Origin of the sequence: Streptococcus sp. CL9.43, assembly GCF_049737935.1 — a bacterium.
Lineage (GTDB): Bacteria > Bacillota > Bacilli > Lactobacillales > Streptococcaceae > Streptococcus > Streptococcus infantis_I.
Genome location: NZ_JBKOTS010000001.1, coordinates 291449 through 313701, shown reverse-complemented (window position 1 = coordinate 313701; position 22253 = coordinate 291449). Strand labels below are relative to the sequence as shown.

Sequence of the window (22253 nt, the reverse complement as noted above, 5' to 3'; positions counted from 1 at the left end):
ATAAAGGAGCGACCTTTTATTTTGTATATGATTTAGTAATTCTGTCACATAATGCCTCAATACAGTTTTTTATATCCAATATTTTCTACTAATTTTAGTAATCATAGTCTGAAGTATGCTTTTTTCGACAAACTATTGATGTATCTATTGTAATTGTATAAAATATGAATGAAGATGATGACTCATGAAAATAAAGAGCAAGGATGGGCGAACATATTGATTGATAATCGAGTAAGAGAATTTAACCAAAACTGGCATTTCAAGCTCAATGCCAATGCTAAAGATGCGGTCAAGCCAGATGCCGATGTTTCTAGTTGGAAGAAATTAGACCTTCCTCATGACTGGAGTATCTACAATGACTTTGACCATGACTCACCTGCCCAAAACGAAGGTGGGCAACTTAATGGTGGTGATGCTTGGTATCGTAAGACCTTTAAACTCGATGAAGAAGACCTCAATAAGAATGTTCGTATCACATTTGATGGGGTTTACATGGATTCTCAGGTTTATGTAAATGGACAGCTAGTTGGTCACTATCCAAATGGTTACAACCAATTCTCATATGACATCACTGACTATCTCCATAAAGACGGTCGCGAGAATGTCGTAGCAGTGCATGCCATCAACAAACAACCAAGTAGCCGTTGGTACTCAGGAAGTGGGATTTACCGTGATGTTACCCTTCAAGTCACAGATAAGGTCCATACTGAGAAAAATGGAACAACTATCTTAACTCCAGACCTTGAAAAACAACAAAATGGTAAGGTAGATACTCATGTAACAAGTAAGATCGTCAATACTGATGATAAAGATCATGAAATTCTTGCTGAGTATCAAATCATTGAACGTAATGGTCAAGCTGTAACGGATCTAGTTCGTACAGCTAGTCAAGTCTTGAAAGCTCATCAATCAGCTAGATTGAATGCTATTTTACAAGTTGATAAACCAAAACTTTGGACGGTGCATAGCGACCAGCCTGCCCTTTACGAATTGGTGACACGTGTCTATCGTGATGGTCAATTGGTCGATGCTAAGAAGGACTTGTTTGGTTACCGTTACTATAACTGGACACCAAATGAAGGCTTCTCTTTGAATGGTGAACGCATTAAATTCCATGGGGTTTCTCTTCACCATGACCACGGGGCTCTTGGAGCTGAAGAAAACTATAAGGCAGAATACCGTCGTCTGAAACAAATGAAGGATATGGGTGTGAACTCTATCCGTACAACTCACAACCCAGCTAGTGAGCAGACTTTGCAGATTGCTGCTGAGCTTGGTTTGTTGGTCCAAGAAGAAGCCTTCGATACTTGGTATGGTGGTAAGAAACAGTATGACTACGGTCGCTTCTTTGATAAAGATGCTACTCACCCAGACGCTAAAAAAGGTGAAAAATGGTCTGATTTTGACCTTCGTACCATGGTTGAACGAGGTAAGAACAATCCAGCTATCTTCATGTGGTCTATCGGTAATGAAATCGGTGAAGCAGACGGGGGACCTCGTTCTCTAGCAACCGTTAAACGCTTGGTTCAAGTTATCAAGGCTGTTGATAAGACGCGCTATGTCACTATGGGAGCAGATAAGTTCCGTTTTGGTGATGGTAGTGGTGATCATGAAAAGATTGCAAATGAACTTGATGCCGTTGGATTTAACTATTCAGAAGACAACTACAAGAAACTTCGTGCGAAACATCCAAATTGGTTGATTTACGGATCTGAAACTTCCTCAGCTACTCGTACACGTGGAAGTTATTTCCGTCCAGAACGTGAATTGGTCCACAGCAATCAGGCTTACCGTAATTACGAGCAATCAGACTACGGTAATGACCGTGTTGGTTGGGGTAAAACAGCAACAGCATCTTGGACTTTTGACCGTGACAATGCAGGTTATGCAGGTCAGTTCATCTGGACAGGTACGGACTATATCGGTGAACCTACTCCATGGCACAACCAAAACCACACACCGGTTAAAAGCTCGTACTTTGGTATCGTAGATACAGCTGGTATTCCAAAACATGACTACTTCTTGTATCAAAGCCAATGGGTTTCTGCTGAGAAGAAACCAATGGTTCACTTGCTTCCTCACTGGAACTGGGAAAATCCTACTCTAAAAGCGAATGTAGCGGATGCAGCTGGTAATATTCCAGTCCGTGCCTATTCTAATGCGGCAAGTGTAGAACTATTCTTGAATGGTAATACTCTAGGTAAGAAGACATTTACTAAAAAACAAACAAGTGATGGACGTACTTACCAAGAAGGTGCCAATGCGAATGAGCTCTACCTTGAATGGAAGGTTGCTTTTGAACCAGGTACATTAGAAGCAGTAGCTCGTGACGAAGCTGGTAACATCGTTGCTCGTGATAAGATTGTGACCGCTGGAGAACCTGCAGGAGTTCGTTTGGTCAAAGAAGAAAATGCTATCGCAGCTGACGGAAAAGACCTCACTTATATCTATTACGAAATTGTTGACAGTAAAGGTAACGTAGTTCCTACAGCCAATAATCTTATTCGCTTCCAGTTGCATGGACCAGGTCAGATTGTTGGTGTGGATAACGGGGAACAAGCCAGCCGTGAACGTTACAAAGAACAAGCAGATGGTTCATGGATTCGCAAAGCCTTTAATGGTAAGGGTGTTGTGATTGTCAAATCAACTGAGCAAGCAGGTAAATTCACCTTGACTGCTCACTCTGATTTCTTGAAATCTGGTCAAACAACTATCTTCACAGGTAAGAAAGACCAAGAGGAAAAAACTGTTTTGGGTACAGAGGTTCCTAAAGTTCGTACAGTAATCGGTCAAGCAGCGAAAATGCCTTCAAAAGTAGGATTTATCTACAGTGATGGCAGCCGTGCAAAACTTCCAGTAGAATGGTCCGCAGTTGATGTCAACCAACCTGGTATTTTTACTGTTAAAGGTGTGGCTGACGGAAGAGATGTAGAAGCGCGTGTTGAAGTCTTGGCGCTCGAAGCAGAATTACCTGTAGTTAAGAGAATTGCACCAAGTACAGATCTGAGTACGGTTGATCCATCTGTTACCTATGTATTGTCAGATGGTACTCTAGGAAACTATGACGTTGATAGGTGGGAAGTTGCAGCTGAAGATCAAGCTAAATTAACTATCCCAGGCTCTCGTATCCAAGCCAAAGGAATTTCAGGCGATGATGAAATCGCTGCGACCTTTGTAGTCGCAGAAGGTCAAGCGGCCTCACCAGTAGTACCGACTGTAACTGTTGCAGACCAGCCTGTAGAAGGGCTCTCAACTGACCAACCGGTTCTATACCATAAACTTGCTTATGGAGCTACTTTGCCTGAAGTCAAAGCTTTAGCTGAAAATGCGAAAGTGACTGTTATTCAAGCTAACGAAGCAAATGGTATGCGTGCTAGTATTTATGTTCAACCAAATGATGGTGGAGCACTTCAGACTTATGCTATCCAATTCTTACAAGAAGCTCCTCAGATTGAACGTTTAAGCCTAGAAGTTGAAAATGCAGACGCACTGAAAGAAGACCAAACAGTTGGTATCAAAGTCTTGGCTCATTATCAAGATGGAACTCAGGCCGTATTAAAAGCTGACAAGGTATCCTTCTCAACATCAGGTGAAGGAGACGTAGCTGTTCGTAAAGGTATGCTTGAATTGCATAAACCTGGTCAAGTAACTTTGAAAGCTCAATTTGAAGGAGCTGAAGGTCAGATTGACTTGAACATTCAGGCAAATACTGAAAATAAAGTTGTCCAGGCCATTCGTCCAGTAAGTGTCGTGACAGGTTTGAACCAAGAACCAAGTCTACCTGATACAGTAACGGTAGAGTACGATAAAGGATTTCCAAAAGTTCACAAGGTAACTTGGCAAGCAGTTGCTAAGGAAGACCTTGCTAAATACCACAGCTTTGATGTTCTAGGTAAAGTAGAAGGAATTGAAAACAAAGCTCATGCTAAAGTTTCTGTAGAAGGTATCATTGCAGTCGAAGAAGTGACTACAACAACCCCAGTTTCAGAAGCTCCTCAATTACCAGAAAGTGTTCGTACTTACCACTCAAACGGCCAAGTATCTTCAGCTAAAGTGACTTGGGATGCTATTGACCCAAGCCAATATGCAACTGAAGGTAGTTTTACCGTTACAGGACATGTGGAAGGGACTCAGATACCAACGAAACTTCATGTGCGTGTTTCTGCTCAGACAGAAACTGGTGCAAACATTTCTGACCAGTGGACAGGTTCAGAGTTGCCACTTGCCTTTGCATCAGACTCAAATGCAAGTGACTCAGTAGCCAATGTCAATGACAAACTTATCTCATTTAATGATCAACCGGCAAACCGCTGGACAAACTGGAAACGTACTAGTGAAGCATCAGTGGGAATCCTATTTGGTGACTCTGGAATCATGTCTAAACGTTCGGTTGACAATCTCAATGTTGCCTTCCACGAAGACCACGGTGTTGGTGCACCTAAGTCTTATGTCATCGAATACTATGTAGGAAAAGATGTTCCAATAGTTCCTAAGAACCCAAGCTTTGTAGCTAGTGAAGACCACGTCTTTAACGATGACAATAACTGGAAACAAGTGACAAATCTTAAAGCTCCAGATCAAGTGAGAGCTGGAGAAATGAATCACTTTAGCTTTGATAAAGTCAATACCTATGCGGTTCGTATCCGTATGGTTAGACCAGATGGCAAATGGGGTACTTCCATTACAGAAATTCAAATCTTCTCTAAACAAGTAGCTGCAGCTAAGAAAGCTCAAGCTAAAATCCAAGTAGATGGAAAAGATTTGCCAAACTTCAACCCTGGCTTGACTGACTATTATCTAGAAGCTAAAGAAGACCAAGCAGCAACTGTAACGGCAAGTGTATCAGATAATGGTATTGCTACAGTGATTCCAAGCGTGCGTGAAGGGGATCCAGTTCGTGTTGTCGTTAAGGCTGAAAACGGAGATATTCTAGGTGAATACCATCTCCACTTCTGTTGAGCACACACGTGGAAGTAATGAGAAAAACTGAAGCAGAGAGGACCAAAGTGTCCTCTCTTTTCTATCTTATATTTGCTTTAATTCTCACTGCAAAAGAGTTATAATAAAGATGAAAATAGGGATAGAAGAGGAGGAGATAGGATGGCTTACATTGAAATGAAAAATAGCTATAAGAGATATCATACTGGAGAAACAGAAATTGTAGCCAATCGTGACGTCAACTTCGAGATTGAAAAGGGAGAACTGGTCATTATCCTTGGTTCGTCTGGAGCAGGAAAGTCAACGGTCTTAAATATTCTAGGTGGAATGGATACCAATGATGAAGGACAAGTTTGGATTGACGGAATCAATATCTCGAATTTCACTTCTCATCAGAGAACCAACTATCGTAGAAATGACGTTGGTTTTGTCTTTCAGTTTTATAACTTGGTTGCTAACTTGACTGCTAAAGAAAATGTCGAGTTGGCATCAGAAATTGTCTTAGATGCCTTAGATCCTGAGCAAGTTCTAAAGGACGTAGGTCTAGGACATCGTCTCAATAATTTTCCAGCCCAGTTGTCAGGTGGTGAGCAACAACGGGTCTCCATTGCTCGAGCTGTGGCTAAAAATCCTAAAATTCTCCTTTGTGATGAACCAACGGGAGCTTTGGACTACCAGACTGGTAAGCAGGTTCTAAAGATTCTTCAAGATATGTCACGTAAAAAAGGGGCCACCGTTATCATCGTGACCCATAATGCTTCCCTTGCTCCTATAGCTGATCGGGTGATTCAGATGCATGATGCCAGTGTCAAGAGCGTTGTTATCAATCCTCAACCACAGGATATTGATGATTTGGAGTACTGATATGAAAAGGAAGATATATTGGAAAGACCTGCTCCAGTCTTTCACAGGTTCAAAAGGGCGATTTCTATCCATTCTAACTTTGATGATGTTAGGTTCTTTGGCCCTAGTCGGTCTCAAAGTGGCCAGTCCCAATATGGAGCGAACAGCTTGGGATTATCTGAAAGATACTAATACGGCAGATGTGACCATCATAGGAGATTATGGGCTTGATCAGGCAGACCAGGCAGAATTGCAAACTCTATCAGGAGCAGATGTCGAGTTTGGTTATATGACAGATTTGACTCTGGCAAATAGTGAAGATTCCATACGAATCTTTTCAAATACTGATAAGATTTCAAAATTTCAAGTAACGGAAGGTCGTTTGCCTGAAAAAGAAGATGAATTGGCCTTGGCGGACTTTTGGAAAGATCGCTATCAGATTGGTCAAGTCATTTATTTTAGTCAAAAAAAGGGCAGTAATTCTCAATTAAAGCGGGATAGTTATACCATTACAGGCTTTGCCCACTCTCCAGATATTTTTTCAAAATCAGATATGGGGAGTTCAGCCAGTGGTAATGGGAACTTAGCAGCCTATGGAGTTGTAACAAAAGATAACTTTAAGAGCTCTGTTTACACGATTGCCCGCCTGCGTTTTGCTAGCCTAACAGATGTCAATCCTTTCTCTAGTGATTACGAAAAGAAACTCGAGGAAGAAGAGGCAACACTCAAGGAGCTAGTTGCTGATAATGGTCAAGCTCGACTTGAGAAAATGAAGAAAGACGCTCAAAAATCACTTGATGAAGGAAAGAAGCAACTGGACGAGGCAGAGACCAACCTGGTAGCTGGCAAGAAACGTCTACAAGAAACCGAGACTCAGCTTCAAGGACAAGAAGTACAGTTAAGCCAACTTCCAGAACCGCAAAAGAGCCAAGTTTCGAGTCAGATAGACCAAGCTAAAGAACAGCTAAAACAAGAAAAAGAAAAACTAAGTCAAGCTGAGTCAGATTTTGCTAGTGAGAAGGCTAAATGGCAGACCAGTCAGAATGAAGTCAATCTTCTCACAGAGCCAACCTATCATGTTTACAATCGAAAAAGCTCTCCTACTGGTCAAGGTTATCTCATGTATAGTAACTCAGCCATAAGTATTCGTGCCGTGGGAAATATCTTTCCAGTTGTTCTCTATGCCGTCGCAGCCATGGTTACCTTTACAACTATGACACGTTTTGTGGATGAGGAAAGGACCAATGCAGGAATCTTTAAAGCTCTAGGCTACCATAGCAAAGACATCATTGCTAAGTTTGTGATTTATGGTCTAGTTGCTGGAACGCTTGGAACTCTTCTAGGAATTCTAATTGGCCATTATGTTTTAGCACCCACAATCTCACATATCATCACCGAGCGTATGATTGTTGGTGAGAATCAACAGTATTTTTACTGGACCTATAGTTGCTTAGCTCTGGGGGTGAGCTTAGTAGCTAGTGTCCTACCTGCCTACCTTGTATCTCGCAGAGACTTACATGAAGAAACGGCGCAATTATTACTCCCTAAGCCACCAGTCAAGGGTTCTAAAATTCTCTTGGAGCGGATAACATTTATCTGGTCACATTTGAGCTTTACCCAAAAAGTTACAGCTCGCAACATTTTCCGTTATAAGCAACGGATGTTGATGACTATTTTTGGGGTTACAGGTTCAGTTGCTCTCCTCTTTGCAGGACTTGGTATTCAATCCTCTGTGGTTGGAGTGGCAGACAGGCAGTTTAAGGATCTGCAACAATACCAGATGGTTCTCTCTGTTAATACTCGGGCCTCTGATTCTGATAAGGCCAAGCTAGAAGAAAAATTGAAAAGTGATGAGATCGAAGACTACCGTTTGATTTCTTCCAAGCAAATTGAAGAAAAGTATTCCGGCAAGGCTGGAATTCAAACTGTGACCATGATGGTAACGGATCAAGATGACCTGGCTCCCTTTGTTCAATTAGAAAAAAATGGTGAAAAACTGGACTTATCAGATGGAGTTATCCTGACAGAAAAATTAGCCCAGTTAGCAGGTGTTTCAGTTGGTGATAACTTTACAATCGATGGAAAAACCTTTAAAGTTGGCGCTATTACCGAGCACTATGTAGGTCACTTTGTCTATATGAATCAAAAGACCTATGAAGCCATTTATGGGCAAGCAGCCAAGATGAATACTTATCTGGTCCAGCTCAAGGATAAAAGTGAAGTCAACACCGAAAGAGTTGCAGGAGAATTTATGGAGCAGGCAGCTGTCAATGGCCTAGTTCAAAATGCTTCTACCATTCAACTCTTTGAAAGTTTTGCTAATTCTCTGAATCATACCATGGCGATTTTGGTGCTGGTATCGGTGCTACTAGCTATTGTGATTCTCTATAATCTGACAAATATCAATGTTGCTGAACGGATTCGAGAACTCTCAACCATCAAGGTTCTTGGTTTTCATAACAAAGAAGTGACCCTTTACATCTATCGGGAAACCATCATATTGTCACTAATTGGAATGATTGTAGGATTGGTATCAGGCTTTTATCTCCATCAATTTCTCATTCAGATGATCGCACCCGGTACCTTCCGTTTTCAACCGAAGGTCGGTTGGGAAGTGTATCTAATCCCAGTTTTAGCAGTTAGTGTTATACTGACAATTCTTGGATTTTTTGTAAATCATTATCTGAGAAAGCTTGATATGCTAGAAGCCCTCAAGTCGGTTGAATAGTTTTTTATACAAAAAACAAATAAGAAAGCCCTTTGTGGCTTTTTTATTTTCATAAAAATGGTAAAATAGTAAGAGTAGAAATGGAGTTCTAGATATGAAACGAATTGATCAATTTGAAAATAAGAAAGTATTAGTCCTAGGTTTAGCCAAATCAGGTGAGTCTGCAGCTCGTCTATTGGATAAGTTGGGTGCCATTGTAACAGTTAATGATGGCAAGCCTTTTGAGGAAAATCCAGCAGCTCAGAGCCTTCTAGAAGAGGGGATTAAGGTTGTAACTGGTGGTCATCCCTTGGAATTGTTGGATGAAGATTTTGCCCTCATGGTGAAAAACCCTGGTATTCCTTATAGCAATCCTATGATTGAAAAAGCTCTAGAAAAAGGTATTCCAGTCCTGACAGAGGTTGAGTTGGCCTATTTGATTTCTGATGCACCAATCGTCGGTATTACGGGTTCAAATGGTAAGACAACGACCACAACCATGATTGGAGAAGTTCTGACTGCTGCAGGACAAAATGGGCTTTTATCAGGTAACATTGGTTATCCTGCTAGTCAGGTGGCTCAAACTGCAACAGCTAAGGACACCCTTGTCATGGAACTTTCTTCTTTCCAATTAATGGGAATTCAGGAATTCCATCCTGAAATTGCTGTTATCACAAACCTGATGCCAACACATATTGACTATCACGGTTCTTTTGAAGCCTATGTGGCAGCCAAGTGGAATATCCAAAGCAATATGACAGCGGCTGATTACTTAGTATTGAACTTCAACCAGGAATTAGCTAAAGAACTTGCGACAAAGACAAATGCGACTGTAATACCATTCTCAACACTTGAAAAGGTTGACGGAGCTTATCTTGAAGATGGTCTTCTCTACTTCCGTGGTGAAAAAGTCATGGCAGCTGATGAAATCGGTGTTCCAGGTAGTCACAATGTGGAAAATGCTCTTGCAACCATTGCCGTTGCTAAACTGCGTGGCGTTGATGATGAAACCATCAAGGAAACTTTGTCAGCCTTTGGTGGAGTTAAACACCGTCTCCAGTTTGTAGACCAAATCAATGGCGTTAAATTCTACAACGATAGCAAGTCAACCAATATCTTAGCAACTCAAAAAGCCTTGTCAGGATTTGATAATAGCAAGGTTATCTTGATTGCTGGTGGGTTGGACCGTGGCAATGAGTTTGACGAATTGGTTCCTGATATTACTGGACTTAAGAAAATGGTCATTCTCGGTCAATCTGCAGAACGTGTCAAACGTGCAGCGGATAAGGCTGGTGTGCCTTATGTGGATGCAACGGACATAGCGGATGCAACTCGTAAGGCTTCTGAACTTGCGGAAGAGGGAGATGTTGTTCTCCTCAGTCCTGCCAATGCGAGCTGGGATATGTATGCTAACTTTGAAGTACGTGGAGATCTTTTCATCGACACTGTAGCGGAGTTAAAGGGATAATATGAAAAAAATAGTATTTACTGGTGGGGGAACGGTTGGACACGTTACCCTCAACCTTTTGTTAATGCCTAAGTTCATCGAAGATGGCTGGGAAGTCCACTATATTGGTGATAAAAATGGGATTGAGCATCATGAAATTCTCAAGTCAGGTTTAGATGTCACCTTCCATTCGATTGCAACAGGGAAATTACGTCGATATTTCTCATGGCAAAATATGGTTGACGTCTTTAAGGTTGCTTTTGGAATTCTTCAATCGCTCTTTATCATGCTTCGAGTTCGTCCACAAGCCCTCTTTTCTAAGGGTGGATTTGTATCTGTTCCGCCTGTTATCGCAGCGCGAGTATGCAGAGTACCAGTCTTCATCCACGAGTCTGATCTCTCTATGGGATTGGCCAATAAAATTGCCTATAAGTTTGCGACTAAGATGTACTCTACTTTCGAGCAAGCGTCTAGTCTCACTAAGGTAGAACATGTAGGAGCTGTGACCAAGGTTTCTGGTCCAGTTATGGAAGAACCTGAAGAAATGGTGGATATCCGAACTTCTTTCAATGATAAGTTACCAACTCTTCTATTTGTTGGAGGTTCTGCTGGGGCACGTGTCTTTAACCAACTAGTAACAGACCACAAGGAAGAGCTGACTAGTCGCTATAATATCATTAACCTGACAGGTGATGCTAGTTTAAATGAACTAAGTTCAAACCTCTACCGTGTTGACTATGCGACGGAACTCTATCAACCACTCATGAATATGGCTGATGTGGTCATCACTCGTGGTGGTGCCAATACTATTTTTGAACTCCTTGCTATGGCTAAATTGCACGTCATTGTGCCACTGGGGCGTGAAGCCAGCCGCGGAGATCAGATTGAAAATGCAGCCTATTTTGTGAAGAAAGGCTATGCTGAGGAGTTGCAAGAGAGTGACTTGACCTTGTCAACTTTAGAAGAAAAAGTAAATCAACTTTTGACCAACAAAGAGATCTATCAAAACAAGATGAAGAATTCTCAGGAATTAAAATCTGTGGCAGATTTTTATGAGCTACTCAAAAAAGATTTATCATAAGGAAAATTGATGTCAAAGGATAAAAAGAATCAGCACACTCAAGGCAAGGAATTGTCAGAGTGGCAAAAACGAAATCAAGAATATCTTCAAAAAAAAGCTGAAGAAGAGGCGAAGCGTGCCGAAGAAGAAGCACGTGAAAAAGAAGAACAAGTATCAGAGTCTTCTGAAAGCGCTCAAGAAGTGTCAGAATGGCAAAAACAACACCAGGAGTATTTGAGCAAAAGAACGGAAGAAAACTCTACGAGTTCTGAAGAAGTGGACGAAGAATCCGAAAAATCTGAAGAGAAGGATTCGGATACTAGCGATGAGACTTCAAATGAAGAGAAAGATTCGGAGGAAACTCCTCAAGAAGACTCTAAGAGTCAGGATCAAGTAGAAAAAGCTGACGAAAAGGTTAAGAAACAGAAAAAGGTAAAAACCAAGAGTAAACCTCCAAAACCGGCCATTCCTTCTATACATATCTGGCGAGCAGTTACGATCCTCGTCCCAAGTTTTATAATCTTATTCTTGTCTATTTATCTTCTAAGCCCTCTAGCTACAATGAAACATATTGAAGTTACAGGGACGGTTCAGACAAGTGCAGACCAAGTCAAAGAAGCTTCTGGAATTCGTGACAGTGACTATACAATCAGCTTACTTTTAAATAAAGATAAGCATGCGGAAATGATCAAATCAAATCACTGGATTGAATCAGCTAAGATAGTTTATCAATTTCCAGTTCACTTCACCATTGAAGTTAAAGAATTTGAGATTGTAGCCTATTCAGTTTCAGGAGATAACTATTACCCAATATTATCTAGTGGAAGTATTGAATCAACTGCCGTTAGTTCTGACAACTTACCTGAGAAATACATATCTGTTTTATTTAACGATGAGGAACAGATTAAAGCCCTAATTTCTCAGCTAAATGAAGTTAGTCCAGAAATTAAGCAAGAGATTGAGAAGATTGAACTTGCACCAAGTAAGGTAACAAGTGACCTTCTAAAGATTACCATGTATGACACAGACGAGATTTTGGTGCCATTATCAGAACTAGGGAAGAAGTTACCTTACTATAGTAAGATAAAACCACAGTTGACAGTTCCTAGTGGTATTGACATGGAGGTCGGTATCTATAGCTATAGTCTAGTGGATAAGGCTCTGGACGACGAAAGAGTCAAAGCCAAAGAAGAGGAAAAGAAGAAGCAGGAAGAAGAGAAGAAAAAACAAGCTGAGCAAGGAAATCAAGATCAAACAACACAGACGACTCAAACAACACAGAGTCGCTAAGTTTCAGGTGATTCGTTCAGTTACTTGTTTTTACTTGACAAGTACCGCTTTAAATAATAGAATAGTAAAAAACCTTTAAAGCAGTCCAGAGAGGCAGCTAAGGTTAGACGGTGAAAGGGTGGAGACTACCCATTTTTCGTGGAACCTTGCTGTAGGCAGGTTCCTTTTTTCATGCTCTCTAGCTAACAAAGGTAAAAGGAGAAAAGTATGCGCGAAGCTCGTCCAGTTATTGCTCTTGATTTTCCAAGTTTTGAGGCAGTCAAGCAATTTTTAGCTCTTTTTCCAGCAGGAGAGAGCCTCTATCTAAAGGTAGGTATGGAACTCTATTATGCTACAGGACCTGAGATTGTTTCTTATCTGAAAGGCTTGGGACATAGTGTTTTTCTGGATCTCAAACTCCATGATATTCCAAATACAGTCAAATCAGCCATGAAGGTCTTGTCTCATCTGGGCGTTGATATGACAAATGTTCATGCAGCAGGTGGCGTTGAGATGATGAAGGCTGCGCGTGAAGGCCTTGGGAAAGAAGCCAAATTGATTGCTGTCACTCAGTTAACTTCAACCTCTGAGGAACAAATGAGAGAGTTTCAAAATATTCAAACCAGTCTTCAAGAATCGGTCATTCATTATGCTAAGAAAACCGCTGAAGCGGGATTAGATGGTGTGGTTTGTTCAGCTCAGGAAGTGAAGCTCATCAAAGAAGCTACCAGTCCAGACTTTATCTGCCTGACACCCGGCATTCGTCCATCAGGCGCTGCAGTAGGGGACCAAAAACGAGTTATGACACCAGCAGATGCTTATCATATTGGTAGTGACTATATCGTTGTCGGACGCCCAATCACTCAGGTAGCTGATCCAGTAGCAGCTTATCATGCTATCAAGGATGAATGGACACAAGACTGGAAATAAGAATAAAGTAAAAATACAAAGGAGAATCCCATGACACTTGCTAAAGACATTGCTAGCCATCTGTTGAAAATTCAAGCCGTTTACCTCAAACCAGAAGAACCCTTCACTTGGGCATCAGGTATCAAGTCACCAATTTATACGGACAACCGTGTGACGCTTGCCTACCCAGAAACTCGAACTTTGATTGAGAATGGTTTTGTAGAAGCCATCAAGGCAGAATTCCCAGAGGTAGAAGTGATTGCAGGAACAGCGACTGCGGGTATCCCACACGGTGCCATCATCGCTGACAAGATGAATCTACCCTTTGCCTATATCCGCAGCAAACCAAAAGATCATGGCGCTGGAAACCAAATCGAAGGCCGTGTAGCTCAAGGACAAAAGATGGTCGTTGTGGAAGACCTTATTTCAACTGGTGGGTCTGTTCTTGAAGCTGTAGCAGCTGCTAAACGTGAAGGAGCAGATGTGCTTGGTGTCGTGGCTATCTTCAGCTATCAATTACCAAAAGCAGATAAAAACTTTGCGGATGCTGGTGTCAAATTGGTGACTCTTTCAAACTACAGTGAGCTCATTCACCTAGCCCAAGAAGAAGGTTACATCACACCAGAAGGACTTGACCTCCTCAAACGCTTTAAAGAAGACCAAGAAAATTGGCAAAATGCTTAAGATATATAGAAATCAGGTAACCCCTAGGGTTACCTGATTTCTTTTTGTTACATTTATTAGATGTTAATCAACTTTTCCACCTTCAACAACTAGGTCATCTGCTTTAGCAGCATCACCGTAAGTTGGGTGAAGTGTTTTTTCATAAGCCTTGTGGAAGAAGTTTTCTTTACCTAATTTTTCGATTTCTTGGTTGATGTAGTCAAGAAGTTCTTGATTACCTTTTTGGACTGCTGGTGCAATAGTATCTGGGTCACCTAGAGAAGAAATTCCTACCTCATATCCTTTATTTTCAAGCGCCCAAGCTAGAACTTCAGTATTGTCAGTAGAGAAGGCATCTCCACGTCCATCAAGAAGGGCTTGGTAGGCATCGCTATATTGATCGTATTTTTGGAGTTTTACTTCTGGGTGATTTTTCTCAAAGTAAGTTTCAGCAGTTGTTCCTTTTGTAACAATCAAGGTTTTTCCTTCAAGTTCTTTAACGTCCTTGATGACTTTATCTTTTGGTGACACAACACCGAGAGAAACTTTCATGTAAGGAAGGGCGAAGTCAACTTGTTTCTTACGTTCGTCAGTAACTGTAAAGTTAGCTAGGGTGATATCAACTTTGTTTGAAATCAAGTATTCAGCACGGTTGGCAGCATCGACAGAAACGTATTTGACCTTTACACCAAGGTCTTGTGCTAATTGGTTACCTAGTTCGATATCATAACCTTGGTAAGAACCGTCGTTGTCAACATAACCAAATGGTTTTTTGTCTCCAAATACCGCGATTCGAAGTTCACCACTTTTCTTAATTTCATCAATAGTACGAGCTTTGGCAGTTGCCTTTGTAGATGAAGCATCAGAGCTTCCTCCTGAACTACAAGCTGTGACGAAGATAAGCGCAAATGCTAGAGCAAAAACAGTTAGAATTGGTTTAAGTAGTTTCATAATAATCTCCTTTGTTGATTATAGATATGAGCCAAACTGGCTAAAGTCAAAGACGTTTAAAAATTCTTGTGCTCGTTTCGTTTGTGGATTTGTGAAGAATTCTTGAGCAGTTCCTTCTTCAGCAATTTTTCCTTGGTCTAGAAAGATAATGCGGTCCGCAATAGCTTGGGCAAACTGCATTTCGTGGGTTACCAGAATCATGGTACGACCTTCTTGGGCCAAGTCATTGATGAGTTCTAGAACCTCACGTACCATTTCTGGATCCAGTGAAGCAGTTACTTCGTCAAAGAGGATAATTTCTGGATGCATGAGAAGTGCACGAACGATGGCTACCCGTTGCTTTTGTCCACCAGATAATTGACGAGCAAAGCTATGTTTTTTATCTAGAAGTCCGACACGTTCCAGTAGTTGCAGAGCTTCTTCAGTGACTTCTTTTTTGTCTCTCCCCTGAGCCTTGATAGGTCCTAGGATGAGGTTTTGAAGGACATTTAGGTGAGGAAAGAGTTCATAACTTTGAAAGACCATACCGATCTTTTGGCGAACCAGGTGAAAATCTTTTTTATTTTCAACGATGGACTGACCATCAAGCAGGATATCTCCTCCTTGAATACTTTCTAAACCATTGAGGCAGCGAAGTAGCGTACTTTTACCACAACCAGATGGTCCTAGGATGACGACGACTTCTCCCTTTTTAATATCTAGGGAAAGTCCTTGGAGGATTGGATTATCTCCGAAGGATTTTTTTAGTTCCTTGATTTCTAAAATAGTTTCAGACATTTAGTTCCTCCAATGTTTTTCTAGATGAGTAGATAGTTTGGAAATAGGGAAGCAAACTGCGAAATACAAGACTAGGATGGTTCCATATATCCAAAAGGAAGCGGTTGGGATGGTTAAGCGATTGCTATCAATGATTTGTTGTCCAACCTTGGTAACCTCAACAACTCCAATCAAAACAACCAAGGAAGTCGTTTTGATCATACGAGTGACAAGATTGATGGCTTGCGGTAGAAGCCTTCTCAAAACTTGAGGGATAATGATATGGTAGTAGAGTTGCACTTTAGTTAAGCCAAGCGCTTGTCCGCTCTCAAACTGATGTTTAGGCAAGGAAGTGATAGCGCCACGAACCAAGTCACCCATCTCAGCTGTTCCCCAGAGGGTGAAAACGATAATAGCAGAAGTCTCCCCAGAGATATTGATATTAAAGTTTCGAGCTAAGCCAAAGTAAACGATGAAAAGGAGCACTAGCTGCGGCATAATCCGGATAAATTCTAGATATAAGCGTGTCAATAAGCGAATCACTCTAGAATGAGAGGTCATGATAATTCCCATAACTGTTCCGAAAATCATGGATAAGAGGACAGACAGGATAGAAATCCCAATTGTGACTCCCAATCCCTGTAAAATTCTCAGGAGATTATTCCCCTGAAAGAGTACTTGCATTCCCGAATCCTGCATGACGGAGCCTCCTTTCTATCCAACTAAAGACTAGTGAAATAGGTAGAAGCATGATAAGGTAAGCAACCACCAACATGGCTAGTGCGATATCTGTTTCATAGTAGAGTCCAATCAAATCCTTAGCAACATACATTAGGTCAGCAAGGGCAACTGCCGAAAAGACAGAAGTTTCCTTGATGAGGAAAATAACATTGGCGCTAAAGGATGGTAGAGCAACCGCTGTCGCTTGTGGAAGAACCACGTAGCGAAAAACCTGAAATGGAGTAAGCCCAATGGCTAAACCAATTTCATGCTGGGTTTGACTGACGGCTTCTAGCCCGCTTCGGAAGGATTCTGCCATGTAGGAACCACCTAAAAAGATGAGCCCGATTGTTGCACAGACTTCTGAAGAGAGAACAATCCCTATTCGAGGTAGACCGAAGTAGAGAAAGAAAAGTTGTATCAAAAGGGGTGTATTTCGTGACAATTCTATATAGGCTGTTGCCAGTTGGGAGAAAACAGGAACGCGGTAATGCCGGATAACGCTAACAAGTAGCCCAACCAGAAAAGAACCTAAAATTCCCCAGACTGCAATATGCAAGGTCAGAAAAAAAGCCTTTTGATAGAGTGGTAGATATTGTTCAACAATGGACCAATCCAAAAGTAGAACCTCCTATCTAGGAAAATAATACAGTTATTGTAGCATTAAAATAGAGCTTTGAATAATATGTATTTTTTATCACAATGATAGACAAAATCTATTGGAAAGGGAAATTTTAAAATTTTTAGGAAATTTAGTTGACAAATGTAGATTTTGAGAGTATACTGATAATTGTAATTGACAAATGTAGATTTTGGAGGTGTGCTGATGCAGATTTCGGATGCAGAATGGCAGGTCATGAAGATTATTTGGATGCAGGGAGAACAGACTAGTACTGATCTCATAAAAGTATTAGAGAAAAGGTTCAGTTGGTCCAAATCCACGATCCAGACACTCTTGGCTCGTTTGGTGGAGAAGGAATGTTTGACTCGGGAAAAACAGGGCAAGTCCTTTGTCTATTCGGCCCTTTTAACTCTAGATGACAGTAGAGGTTTAATGGTTCAGGATATCAAAGACAAGCTTTGTTCTCGCAGGATGAAGCTCTTGCTAGCTGATTTGATTGAAGAATGTGACTTTACCCTAGCTGACTTGGAAGGCTTGGAAGAAGTGATTTCAAAGAAAAAAGCAAGTGCTGTAACAGAAGTAAAATGTAATTGTATGTAAAGGAGACGCTATGTTAAATCTATTTGTATCTATTGTTGTTTTAGGAATGATTGCTTTTATCCTCTTTTGGTTTTTCAAAAAACCGCAAGAAGATGCTAAGAGAGCCCAACAAAAGAATGGCTATCAGGAGATTCGAGTGGAGGTCATGGGGGGCTATACTCCAGGAACTATTATCCTCAAAAAATCGCAACCAGCTCGTATTATTTTCGATCGAAAAGATCCTTCACCTTGCTTGGACCAAATCGTTTTCCCAGACTTTGGTGTGCATGCTGATCTGCCTATGGGAGACCAATATGTGGTTGAAATCACTCCTGAAGAAGCAGGTGAGTATGGTTTCTCTTGTGGCATGAATATGATGCACGGTAAGATGATTGTAGAATAGGAGAAGAATATGACTGAAATTGTAAAAGCAAGCCTTGAAAATGGCGTTCAAAAAATTCGTATCACGGCAGACAAAGGCTACCATCCAGCCCACATTCAACTGCAAAAAGGGATTCCTGCTGAGATTACCTTTCATCGTGTGACACCTTCAAACTGTTATAAAGAGATTCTCTTCGAAGAAGAAGGGATCCTAGAACCAATCGCTCAAGATGAGGAAAAAGTCATTCGCTTTACTCCTCAAGAATTGGGTGAGCACGAGTTTTCTTGTGGCATGAAGATGCAAAAGGGGACCTACACCGTTGTTGAAAAAACTAAAAAGTCTCTCAGTCTTTTACAGCGTTTTTGGATTACTAGTATCTTTACTGTGCCTCTTGTGATTCTCATGATTGGGATGTCTACAGGAGGAATTAGTCACCAAGTCATGCGTTGGGGCACCTTTTTAGCCACAACACCCATTATGCTGGTAGCTGGAGTTCCATATATCAGAAGCGCCTGGGCTAGTTTTAAAAAGCACAATTCCAACATGGATACCTTGGTTGCTCTGGGAACCCTAGTGGCCTATTTCTATAGCTTAGTAGCCCTCTTCACTGGTCTGCCCGTTTACTTTGAAAGTGCTGCATTTATCCTCTTCTTCATTCTTTTGGGAGCAGTTTTTGAGGAAAAAATGCGAAAAAATACTTCGCAGGCAGTCGAAAAATTATTAGACCTACAAGCAAAGACAGCAGAGGTTTTGCGTGATGATGTTTATGTTCAAATCCCTCTAGAACAAGTCAAAGTTGGGGATCTCATTCGCGTTCGACCAGGTGAAAAAATTGCCGTTGATGGGACTGTGTTAGAAGGTGAAACGAGTATTGATGAATCAATGGTGACTGGGGAAAGTATTCCAGTCGATAAATCAGTTGGAGATGCTGTTATTGGGTCAACTATCAATAATAGTGGTACGATCATCTTTAGAGCTGAAAAAGTTGGTTCTGAGACTATGCTGGCTCAGATTGTGGACTTTGTGAAAAAAGCGCAAACGAGTCGTGCTCCTATTCAAGATTTGACAGACAAGATTTCTGGGATTTTTGTACCAGCAGTTGTCATTTTAGGACTTCTTACTTTTTGGGTCTGGTTTGTTTTACTTGGAGATAGCTTTGTGACTTCACTTCTCTACGGAGTTGCTGTTTTGATAATTGCCTGTCCTTGTGCACTAGGACTCGCGACACCGACAGCACTCATGGTTGGAACAGGACGAAGTGCCAAGATGGGGATTCTTCTCAAAAATGGTACAGTTTTACAGGAAATCCAAAAAGTCCAAACGGTTGTTTTTGATAAGACAGGAACCTTGACCGAAGGGAAGCCAGTAGTGACAGATGTTATTGGTGATGAAAGAGAAGTGCTAAGTTTGGCTGCTTCATTGGAAGATGTATCTCAACACCCGCTAGCTCAAGCTATTGTTAATCGTGCATCTGAACTAGGAATCAGTCTTTACCCAGTGGAAAACTTCCAAGCCTTGCATGGAAAAGGTGTGACTGGGATTATTAATGGTAAACAAGTCTTGCTGGGGAATGCCAAACTCTTAGATGATCTTGCTATTCCACATGATTATCAAGAACGATTTGATTTGCTTGAGAAAGAAGCAAAAACAGTTGTCTTCCTATCCGTAGATGGTCAGTTAAAAGGCTTAATTGCCTTGCAGGATGTCCCTAAGGAAACTGCTCAAGAAGCTATTGCTAAATTGAAAAAACGTGGTCTTAGAACGGTCATGCTTACCGGAGATAATGCTGGAGTAGCCCATGCGATTGCAGAGCAAATTGGAATCGAAGAAGTGATTGCAAATGTCTTGCCAGAGGAAAAGGCACATGAAATTCACAAACTTCAAAAGAATGGCAAATTGGCTTTTGTTGGAGATGGTATCAATGATGCGCCGGCCCTCAGTGTAGCCGATGTCGGAATTGCCATGGGCTCTGGTACAGATATTGCTATCGAATCAGCAGATCTTGTCCTTACAACCAACAATTTACTAGGATTGGCGCGTGCTTTTGATATGAGTAAGAAGACCTTTAATCGTATTCTACTCAATCTTTTCTGGGCTTCTATCTATAACCTCATTGGTATTCCGATTGCAGCAGGAGTCTTTTCAGGACTTGGTTTAGTTCTCAATCCAGAACTTGCAGGATTGGCCATGGCCTTTAGTTCAGTATCTGTTCTAATCAGCTCTCTTATGCTTAATTTTACTAAAGTCGATTAATACTCTTCGAAAATCTCTTCAAACCACGTCAGCTTCACCTTGCCGTACTCAAGTACAGCCTGCGGCTAGCTTCCTAGTTTGCTCTTTGATTTTCATTGAGTATAAAAAGGCGGTCTTAACCGCTTTTTTTGCTATTCTAAAACAGATTTTCAAAACGCTTTCAAACTGTACTGTAATAGAGAATGAAAGTTTCTGAGCACATTCTTATGAATCTGAAATCAAATGTGATAAATTAGGATTGTAAATTTACTGAATCGTTTTCAAATAACATATAAAAGCGTTTTTTGTAAATATATGAAATTATTTTGAAGGAGAGTTATCATTATGACTCAAGGGAAAATTACTGCATCTGCAGCAATGCTCAACGTATTGAAAACATGGGGCGTAGACACTATCTACGGTATCCCATCAGGAACACTCAGCTCACTTATGGACGCTTTGGCTGAAGACAAAGATATCCGTTTCTTGCAAGTTCGCCACGAAGAAACAGGTGCTCTTGCAGCGGTTATGCAAGCTAAATTTGGCGGATCTATCGGTGTTGCAGTTGGTTCAGGTGGACCTGGTGCGACTCACTTGATCAACGGTGTTTACGATGCAGCTATGGATAACACTCCATTCCTTGCTATCCTTGGATCACGTCCAGTTAACGAATTGAACATGGATGCCTTCCAAGAGCTTAACCAAAATCCAATGTACAACGGTATCGCTGTTTATAACAAACGTGTAGCTTACGCAGAGCAATTGCCAAAAGTGATTGACGAAGCTTGCCGTGCTGCCGTTTCTAAAAAAGGTCCAGCTGTCGTTGAAATTCCAGTAAACTTTGGTTTCCAAGAAATCGACGAAAACTCATACTACGGTTCAGGTTCTTACGAGCGTTCATTCATCGCTCCTGCTTTGAACGAAGTTGAAATTGACAAAGCTGTTGAAATTTTGAACAACGCTGAACGTCCAGTTATCTACGCTGGTTACGGTGGTGTTAAAGCTGGTGAAGTAATCACTGAATTGTCACGTAAAATCAAAGCACCAATCATCACAACTGGTAAAAACTTCGAAGCTTTCGAATGGAACTACGAAGGTTTGACAGGTTCTGCTTACCGTGTTGGTTGGAAACCAGCCAACGAAGTAGTCTTTGAAGCAGACACAGTTCTTTTCCTTGGTTCAAACTTCCCATTTGCTGAAGTTTACCAAGCATTCAAAAACACTGAAAAATTCATCCAAGTGGATATCGACCCTTACAAACTTGGTAAACGTCACGCTCTTGACGCTTCTATTCTTGGTGATGCAGGTCAAGCAGCTAAAGCTATCCTTGACAAAGTGAACCCAGTTGAGTCTACTCCATGGTGGCGTGCTAACGTGAAGAACAACCAAAACTGGCGTGATTACATGAACAAACTCGAAGGTAAAACTGAGGGTGAATTGCAATTGTATCAAGTTTACAATGCAATCAACAAACATGCTGATCAAGACGCTATCTACTCAATCGACGTAGGTGACACTACTCAAACATCTACTCGTCACCTTCACATGACACCTAAGAACATGTGGCGTACATCTCCACTCTTTGCGACAATGGGTATTGCCCTTCCTGGTGGTATCGCTGCTAAGAAAGACAATCCAGATCGCCAAGTATGGAACATCATGGGTGACGGTGCATTCAACATGTGCTACCCAGACGTTATCACAAACGTTCAATACGACCTTCCAGTTATCAACGTTGTCTTCTCAAATGGTAAATATGCCTTCATCAAGGACAAATACGAAGACACAAACAAACACTTGTTTGGTTGTGACTTCCCTAATGCTGACTACGCTAAAATTGCTGAAGCTCAAGGAGCTGTTGGATTTACAGTTGACCGTATCGAAGATATCGATGCAGTTGTTGCAGAAGCTGTTAAATTGAACAAAGAAGGTAAGACAGTTGTGATCGATGCTCACATCACTCCACATCGTCCACTTCCAGTAGAAGTACTTGAGTTGGATCCAAAACAACACTCAGAAGAAGCAATCAAAGCCTTCAAGGAAAAATACGAAGCAGAAGAACTCGTACCATTCCGCCTCTTCTTGGAAGAAGAAGGATTGCAATCACGCGCAATTAAATAATTCCTCTCGTGGGACTTAAAAAGATCGGAGCAATCCGGTCTTTTTCTTTTTATG

General features: G+C 41.2%; 15 protein-coding genes and 1 pseudogene. 12 read left to right on the top strand and 4 right to left on the bottom strand.

The features are described 5' to 3' along the window. Positions 1–234 precede the first annotated feature (234 nt). The 8 genes and pseudogenes from ACLNCS_RS01500 to pyrE form a co-directional block, all read left to right on the top strand. Positions 235–4953: pseudogene (locus ACLNCS_RS01500) on the top strand (Ig-like domain-containing protein); the annotation flags it as partial. Positions 4954–5100: 147 nt separating this feature from the next. Next, positions 5101–5802, top strand: coding sequence for an ABC transporter ATP-binding protein (locus tag ACLNCS_RS01495; protein ID WP_424846882.1), 702 nt, complete (start codon positions 5101–5103; stop codon positions 5800–5802). Position 5803: 1 nt separating this feature from the next. After that, positions 5804–8509 (top strand): FtsX-like permease family protein, encoded by a 2706-nt coding sequence (locus tag ACLNCS_RS01490; RefSeq protein ID WP_424846880.1) that lies wholly within the window; start codon positions 5804–5806, stop codon positions 8507–8509. Positions 8510–8603: 94 nt separating this feature from the next. After that, positions 8604–9956, top strand: a complete 1353-nt coding sequence (murD, locus tag ACLNCS_RS01485) for a UDP-N-acetylmuramoyl-L-alanine--D-glutamate ligase (protein WP_414309847.1) — start codon at positions 8604–8606, stop codon at positions 9954–9956. Position 9957: 1 nt separating this feature from the next. Then, positions 9958–11016, top strand: coding sequence for a UDP-N-acetylglucosamine--N-acetylmuramyl-(pentapeptide) pyrophosphoryl-undecaprenol N-acetylglucosamine transferase (locus tag ACLNCS_RS01480; protein WP_036755417.1), 1059 nt, complete (start codon positions 9958–9960; stop codon positions 11014–11016). Positions 11017–11025: 9 nt separating this feature from the next. Next, complete coding sequence (locus tag ACLNCS_RS01475) at positions 11026–12285, top strand: cell division protein FtsQ/DivIB (protein ID WP_424846878.1); 1260 nt, start codon at positions 11026–11028, stop codon at positions 12283–12285. A 207-nt stretch (positions 12286–12492) separates the two neighbouring features. Next, entirely contained in the window at positions 12493–13194 is a 702-nt protein-coding gene (pyrF, locus tag ACLNCS_RS01470; protein ID WP_424846876.1) for an orotidine-5'-phosphate decarboxylase, read from the top strand. A gap of 30 nt (positions 13195–13224) precedes the next feature. Then, positions 13225–13857 carry an orotate phosphoribosyltransferase gene (gene pyrE, locus ACLNCS_RS01465; protein ID WP_036755409.1) on the top strand — a complete coding sequence of 211 codons (633 nt, stop codon included), beginning with the start codon at positions 13225–13227 and terminating at the stop codon, positions 13855–13857. A gap of 63 nt (positions 13858–13920) precedes the next feature. Here the strand turns inward: pyrE and ACLNCS_RS01460 are convergent, their stop codons facing one another. Genes ACLNCS_RS01460 through ACLNCS_RS01445 form a run of 4 tightly spaced genes read right to left on the bottom strand, consistent with a single transcriptional unit; the run spans position 13921 to position 16882 of the window. Next, positions 13921–14787 (bottom strand): cysteine ABC transporter substrate-binding protein, encoded by an 867-nt coding sequence (locus ACLNCS_RS01460; protein WP_074324648.1) that lies wholly within the window; start codon positions 14785–14787, stop codon positions 13921–13923. Between the two features lie 18 nt (positions 14788–14805). Then, entirely contained in the window at positions 14806–15564 is a 759-nt protein-coding gene (locus ACLNCS_RS01455; protein ID WP_424846873.1) for an amino acid ABC transporter ATP-binding protein, read from the bottom strand. Continuing rightward, complete coding sequence (locus tag ACLNCS_RS01450; protein ID WP_074324647.1) at positions 15565–16242, bottom strand: amino acid ABC transporter permease; 678 nt, start codon at positions 16240–16242, stop codon at positions 15565–15567. Further along, positions 16202–16882, bottom strand: a complete 681-nt coding sequence (locus ACLNCS_RS01445) for an amino acid ABC transporter permease (protein WP_074324646.1) — start codon at positions 16880–16882, stop codon at positions 16202–16204. The genes ACLNCS_RS01450 and ACLNCS_RS01445 overlap by 41 nt, the downstream gene beginning before the upstream one ends. Before the next feature lie 207 nt (positions 16883–17089). Here ACLNCS_RS01445 and ACLNCS_RS01440 point away from each other — a divergent pair, with 207 nt between their 5' ends. The 4 genes from ACLNCS_RS01440 (at position 17090) to spxB (ending at position 22199) form a co-directional block, all read left to right on the top strand. Continuing rightward, positions 17090–17485 (top strand): CopY/TcrY family copper transport repressor, encoded by a 396-nt coding sequence (locus tag ACLNCS_RS01440; protein WP_074324671.1) that lies wholly within the window; start codon positions 17090–17092, stop codon positions 17483–17485. Positions 17486–17495: 10 nt separating this feature from the next. Next, entirely contained in the window at positions 17496–17867 is a 372-nt protein-coding gene (locus ACLNCS_RS01435) for a cupredoxin domain-containing protein (protein ID WP_004252344.1), read from the top strand. Positions 17868–17876: 9 nt separating this feature from the next. Next, positions 17877–20099: a heavy metal translocating P-type ATPase gene (locus ACLNCS_RS01430; protein ID WP_424846869.1), complete on the top strand. Its 2223-nt coding sequence runs from the start codon at positions 17877–17879 to the stop codon at positions 20097–20099. Positions 20100–20423: 324 nt separating this feature from the next. Beyond that, on the top strand, positions 20424–22199 hold the full coding sequence (gene spxB, locus ACLNCS_RS01425; RefSeq protein WP_045614086.1) for a pyruvate oxidase: 1776 nt from the start codon (positions 20424–20426) through the stop codon (positions 22197–22199). Positions 22200–22253 lie beyond the last annotated feature (54 nt).